Consider the following 3,797-nt stretch of genomic DNA (forward strand, 5'->3'; position numbering starts at 1 on the left):
AACTTGGCACACTATTGAGTTCTCAAACAACAGACACACCCGACACCACCCACACCCACAAAAGGTCCAGGATCGCTCCGGAGCAACTTTCCAAAGTTACCCGAATCATTGCTGCTTTGCAAATCAGTATTTCAACCAATTCCGCAGGAACAATTCGAATTCCCTCAAATTGCGGCGCACAAAGCACCAAGCCGATTAGGCTCAATTCGAAGGGGTTGGCCACCCGTGGTTCCCAGCTCTAGGCTGTCTCCCTCGCGGCGACTTAGAAGACATTACACGGTTCCCGCACCCTACGCAAATCCGCCCCCGGGTCGCTCCTTCGGCTTCCAGCAAATCGATACCGGCACCGCCACTACGGACGCGCCGAACTTGCCAGCTGGTCCCCAAGGGGACAGGGAGGTCCTGCTCGGCGCACCGCGAAGACGCCGACGGCGGAGCGGGAGTTCCGCCGTCTGGCCCTGCGCTCAGCGGAAGGCGGCGACGCCGGTGAGCTTGTTGCCCAGAATGAGTGCGTGGACCTCATCGGTGCCCTCATAGGTGCGAACGGATTCGAGGTTGTTCGCGTGACGCAGCGGTGAATAGTCCAGCGTGATTCCGTTGCCGCCAAGGATCGTGCGGGCCTCGCGGGCAATTGTGATGGCCTCGCGGCAGTTGTTCAGTTTGCCGACCGAAATCTGGTCCGGATGCAGCGTGCCGGCGTCCTTCCTGCGGCCGAGATGCAGGGCAAGCAGGAATCCCTTGTTGATCTCCAGAACCATGTCCACCAGCTTCTGCTGGGTCAGCTGGTAGCCGGCCAGTGGCTTGCCAAACTGAAGGCGCTCCTTGGAATAGTCCAGGGCGGCCTCGAACGCGTCGCGGGCCGCGCCCATGGCGCCCCAGATGATCCCGTAACGCGCCTCGTTCAGGCATGAGAACGGGCCCTTGAGCCCGACGACGTTGGGGAGCACCGCGTTCTCGGGCAGGCGCACGTCGGACAATTCGATGTCGCATTGGATCGAGGCTCGCATGGACAGCTTCGGCTCGATCGGCGTGGCCGCGAATCCGGGGGCGTCGGTCGGGACGACGAAACCGCGGATCCCGCCGTCGGTCTGGGCCCAGATGATGGCGACTTTGGCCACGGACGCCAGGCCGATCCAGCGTTTTGATCCGCTGAGGACCCAGTCACTCCCTTCACGGCGCGCGAAGGTGGCCATGCTGCCCGGATCCGATCCCGCGGTGGGTTCAGTCAACCCGAAGCAGCCGATCGCTTCCCCCTTCGCCATCGCGGGCAGCCATTCCTTTTTCTGCTCTTCCGAGCCGTGTTTGTAGATAGCGCTCATCGCCAATGAGCCCTGTACCGAGACGAAAGTGCGCAACCCGGAGTCGCCGGCCTCAAGTTCGGCCGCAGCCAGTCCGTATTCGACGGCGGAACGGCCGGCGCAGCCGTAGCCCTTCAGATGCATTCCGAGCAGTCCCAGTTTGGCCAGTTCGGGAACAATTTCGAGCGGGAAGACGGCCTCTTCGTACCAACCCGCGATGTTCGGCTTGATTTCGCTGTCCACGAAAGACCGTACGGAATCGCGCAGCGCACGTTCATCCGCGCTGAGTAGGGAATCGAGTTCAATCAGGTCGCTGATGTCCGACATCTATGAGCCTTTCGCGGAAGTTGTTGGGAATTCCAAGGGGAAAGTGGAGCCTTGGTGTTCGCCAAGGGTTGGGGGAACTTGCCGGTAGCTCGGTGCTGCTGCCGACAGCCTGATCGGATTGGCCAATTGCCGAGATTCGCGGCCGGTGGCGGGATCGGTGACAACAATTGACGGCTCCAGCCCCAGGTTGTCAGCCAACTCGAAAGCCTCACCGATTGTGTTGACCTTGCCTGCAGGCACCCCCGCTGCAAGCAATCTGCGTTGCCACTGCGAAGCGGTGTCGGCGAGAAGCGCGGCCTCAAGCACAGCGCGAAGCTCCGCGCGGGACCTCACCCGGCGTTCGTTAGTGAGGAACTTGGCTTGCTCAGCCAGGCCATGGAGTCCCAGCACTGAGGCCAACGCCGCAAACTGACGGTCGTTACCAACCGCAACGGCGAGGGTGCCGCTCCCCGTGCGGAAGGTCTCGTAGGGGGCGATACTCGGATGGGCGTTACCCAACCTGGCAGGTGAGTTTCCCGTGGCCAACATCGCGACCCCTTGGTTCACCAGAGCTGCCAGTAGCGAGGAGAGGAGGTTAACCTGCACCTGCTGGCCGGTCCCAGTAGCGTCGCGCACCCGCAGAGCCATCAGGATCCCCGCAACGGCATTCTGGCCGGCGAGCACGTCAACCAGGGCGACCCCAACCTTGCTAGGTTCCCCATCCGCGGAGCCAGTAATGCTCATTAGGCCGCCGAGCGCCTGAACCAGAAGGTCGTAGCCGGGCAGATCCGCGCCAGCACCGGTCCCGAAGCCCGAGATCGAGCAGTAAACGATGTCCGGCCGATCCTTGGCAACGGTCTGATAATCCAACCCAAATTTCGCCATGACTCCAGGGCGGAAATTTTCGATGACGACGTCGCAGCCAGCCACCAGATCACGGGCATAGCTCAACCCATCGTCGGACGTGAGATCGGCAACCACGGACTTCTTGTTTCGGTTGACGCTGGCGAAATAGGTGCCTGTGCCATCCGCGGCGACAGGCGGAATCCACGCGCGGGTATCGTCGCCGGCAGGGCCCTCGATCTTGATGACCTCGGCGCCGTAGTCTGCCAGCATCATTGAGCACAACGGTCCGGCCAGAACTCGGGAGAAATCAGCGATCCGTATGCCGGCCAACGGTGGCGGGCCGCCTTGATTGCTCTGCGGTGTGGATGCCACGTTGCGTCTCCTCCGGTAGTTGTATGTTGCATGCAACAGTAAATGAACTGGCAAAGCTTGTAAACAGCATTCGAGGTCAGCCGCGGAACTTCGTCAGCTGTTCCAGCTTCGCCAAGTACGCATCCGCGGAAAGCCCCGGCGTCTTGGCGCAAACGCCAGTGATGAGAAGTCGCGCAGTGCGGGTGACATGTTCACGAACCGCAGCCGAAGCAGCCTGCGGATCCTTCCGCTCCAGTGCCTCAAGAATGTCGCGGCGGTCATCGGCCAGATCCTGGCTGCTTCGGACCGAGGGGATGGTCACGAGACCATGCGCAAGAACGAGATTACGCAACTCACTATCCAGTGCCGATAGCCGCTGATTGCCTGCCAAGCCCAGCAGAAACAAGTGGAATTCCTTGTCCGCTTGAAGGGTGCCGGGGCCGTCGTCGTCGGCTGCAGCATCCAGGATGCGACCGTGAAGCGCGCGGAAATGCTCAAGGTCGTCCTTTGTAACAACCTCGGCGGCCCGAGCTGCAGCGGGAGGCTCGAGAATGATCCGAATCTGAAAGATCTGCACGATCTCGTCAAGTGAAATCTGCAGTACTCGAACACCGCGGTTCTTCTCGATCCGGACAATGCCTTCTTTTTCGAGTAACTGCAGGGCTTCACGCACGGGCGTCCGAGACACGCCAAGCCTCTCGGCCAGCCCAATCGCGGAATAGTGCTCCCGTGGCGTCATCTCGCCGGAGGTGATTGCCGCGCGCAGCATTTCCGTGACCTGTGTTGTCAGTGACACCCCGGGAGTAACCTGTTGCATGCTACTCATGCGGACATTCTACGGGTCGACGTGGGCTGAGTGCGGTGCAGATGTGATGGGGGGTCCGGTGCCTGGGTGTGTGGTGTGGTTTAAATGGTTCAGGCCCCGACACTGGTGTGTCGGGGCCTGGACCGTTAATGGTTGTCCGGCGGTGTCCTACTCTCCCACACCCTCCCGGG

The 3,797-nt window shown here is 61.4% G+C and carries 4 protein-coding genes; 1 reads left to right on the plus strand and 3 read right to left on the minus strand.

The genetic code is table 11. The features are described from left to right. Nucleotides 1-242, plus strand: a 242-nt coding sequence (locus HNP00_RS23050; RefSeq protein ID WP_221451754.1) for a hypothetical protein, incomplete at its 5' end; no start/stop codon positions are given. Between the two features lie 222 nt (nucleotides 243-464). On the opposite strand, the gene HNP00_RS22805 is transcribed toward HNP00_RS23050, so the two are convergent. The 3 genes from HNP00_RS22805 to HNP00_RS22815 all read right to left on the minus strand — a co-directional run bounded on the left by HNP00_RS22805 (nucleotide 465) and on the right by HNP00_RS22815 (nucleotide 3,627). After that, on the minus strand, nucleotides 465-1,625 hold the full coding sequence (locus HNP00_RS22805; protein WP_184741999.1) for an acyl-CoA dehydrogenase family protein: 1,161 nt from the start codon (nucleotides 1,623-1,625) through the stop codon (nucleotides 465-467). After that, nucleotides 1,626-2,822: a CaiB/BaiF CoA-transferase family protein gene (locus HNP00_RS22810; RefSeq protein ID WP_184742000.1), complete on the minus strand. Its 1,197-nt coding sequence runs from the start codon at nucleotides 2,820-2,822 to the stop codon at nucleotides 1,626-1,628. 76 nt (nucleotides 2,823-2,898) lie between these two features. Then, nucleotides 2,899-3,627, minus strand: coding sequence for a GntR family transcriptional regulator (locus HNP00_RS22815; RefSeq protein ID WP_184742001.1), 729 nt, complete (start codon nucleotides 3,625-3,627; stop codon nucleotides 2,899-2,901). Between the last annotated feature and the right edge of the window lie 170 nt (nucleotides 3,628-3,797).

It is taken from the genome of Arthrobacter sp. AZCC_0090, assembly GCF_014207375.1.
Lineage (GTDB): Bacteria > Actinomycetota > Actinomycetes > Actinomycetales > Micrococcaceae > Arthrobacter.